Origin of the sequence: Natronomonas sp. CBA1123, from assembly GCF_009741925.1 — an archaeon.
Taxonomy (GTDB): Archaea; Halobacteriota; Halobacteria; order Halobacteriales; family Haloarculaceae; genus Natronomonas.
Genome location: NZ_WPCC01000087.1, coordinates 1 through 1,909 on the forward strand (window position 1 = coordinate 1; position 1,909 = coordinate 1,909).

A 1,909-nucleotide genomic window follows, 5' to 3' on the forward strand; every position below is an offset into this window, starting at 1 on the left:
GCCCCGACTGTGGCGTCCCGCGCGCTCGTCGAACGTGCTCTTCGAGGTGGTCGCCGAGGCGGCCGTCGGTTTCGGCGGCGAAGGCGGCGGCGCCTTCGACCGTTGGCGCGACGCGAATCCGCAGTACTGCACGGCTGACGAGCGCCGGTGCCGCGCCGAGTGCGCGACTTCGGCGGGCACTCCCGACCGTTCGAACAGCCGTCCGGCATCCGGCAGTCGTTCCGATTCCGACACCGACTGCGACGACGAACAGCGCCGGCGACATCGTAACGGCGGCGAGGACGGCGACCACTGAACCGGCGACGATGCCCGCACCGTCGGCGGCGGCGGCCAGCAGACGCGGGTCCGTATCGAGCAGCGGCGCGATGTCGAGGAACGCCTGCGGTGCCGCCGTCCGCGGCGACAGACGGGCGAGTCGGGCTATCAGAGACATCGACCGGAGAGGGTATCCGCACGTGCTTCGATGTCGTTTCGAACGTCTTCGGGCGTTTCTGTCGGTCCGGCCAGCGTGGAGAGCGTCGACGCCTCGACCGGGTCGAATCGACCGCCCCCATCCGTGAGCGACTCGAAGGTGACGCCGGCAGGACTGCGTTGGACGGCCTCGATATCTCGGAGGCGACGGGTTCGTCCGTTACCGTCGTCGAAGGCTTCGAGCGTGACGACGAGGTCGGTGTCGGCGAACGCCGTCTCGGGGACACCGAGGTCGGTCACGACCCGCTCGCGGACCGACTCGCCACCGCCGCCGTGAATCGTTCCGAGGACGGCGCCGTCGGCCGCGCCCACGCGCATCGCCTCGTACAGTACTCGCGCCTCCTCGCCCCGCACCTCGCCGACGACGAGGGCCCCGTCACCCAACCGGAGCGCCGTCCGGAGCGCGTCGCTCGGTTCGATGGATGTGCCGTCGCCCGTTTCGACCCTGAGCGCCTGTACGTCGCGGCCGTCCGACTGTAGCTCCTCGATTGGCAGTTCGGGCGTGTCCTCGATGGCAACGGTGCGAACGCTTTCGGGGATTTCCCACAGTAGCGCGCCGAGCAGAGTCGTCTTGCCGGCCCCGCGAGCGCCGGCCAATAGGACGACGGCCCCGCGTTCGACGGCGACCGAAAGGAAGGCCGCGGTCCTCGGAGCGAGCGTCCCGTTCTCGACGAGGCCCGGGAGACGGAACGCGGATTCGTCGTGGGCGCGGAACGTGAACCCGACGCCGTCGCTGACCGGCCGGGTGACGCCGGCGACGCGAATCCTGCGGCCGTCGCATTGAGCAGTCGCCGCCAGCGTCGGACTCGCACGCGAGAACGCGCGGCCGCTGGAGCGTCGAAACCGGGAGGCGAGCGACTCGACGCCCTCGTCGGTCAGTCTGACGTTGGTTCGCAGCGTTTCGCCGTCACGACGCACGCGGAGCGGGTTCTCCGCGACCGGTGCGGTCGCGAACACGTCGGTGACCGCCGCGTCCGCGAAACAGTCATCGAGAACGCCGAGCCCTCGGGTGTGTTTTTCCAACACCGACGCGAGCGTCTCGACCGGTTGGCCGTCCTCGGCGACCGACCGGACCGCCCGCGACGGCGCTCGCTCACCGCCGGAGACCGCACCGCTGGCGAGGCGTTCGTGGGCTTCCGCGAGCGTCGCCGTCGCCGCCGCGTCGAGGCGGTGTTCGACTGGAGTGAGGTGATACGTCGCCAGTCCCGCGGTCTCGTAGCGACGGACGACGGCACCGGTGTCGAGTTCCTGTCGGTCCTGCAGGGTCGCCTCGGCGGGCGGACGCGTTGCGATTCGCGAGCGCGCGAGCGCCGGCCCGACGTGTGGCCGGAGCGCCGTCTCGTAGTCACGGCCCACGAACGCTTCGAGACCAGTTTCGGCTGCGAGGCGGGCGAGTGGGTCGCCTCGACCGGTCGCGACGCGTGCGGCACCGAGGGGG

Annotated in this window: 1 protein-coding gene and 1 pseudogene; both read right to left on the reverse strand. The window is 71.0% G+C overall.

The window, feature by feature from the left end:
* Positions 1 to 433, reverse strand: a pseudogene (locus GJ631_RS18325) (hypothetical protein); the annotation flags it as partial.
* Positions 424 to 1,909, reverse strand: a 1,486-nt coding sequence (locus GJ631_RS18330; RefSeq protein ID WP_156710529.1) for an ATPase, T2SS/T4P/T4SS family, incomplete at its 5' end; no start/stop codon positions are given. The pseudogene GJ631_RS18325 and the gene GJ631_RS18330, both read right to left, overlap by 10 nt.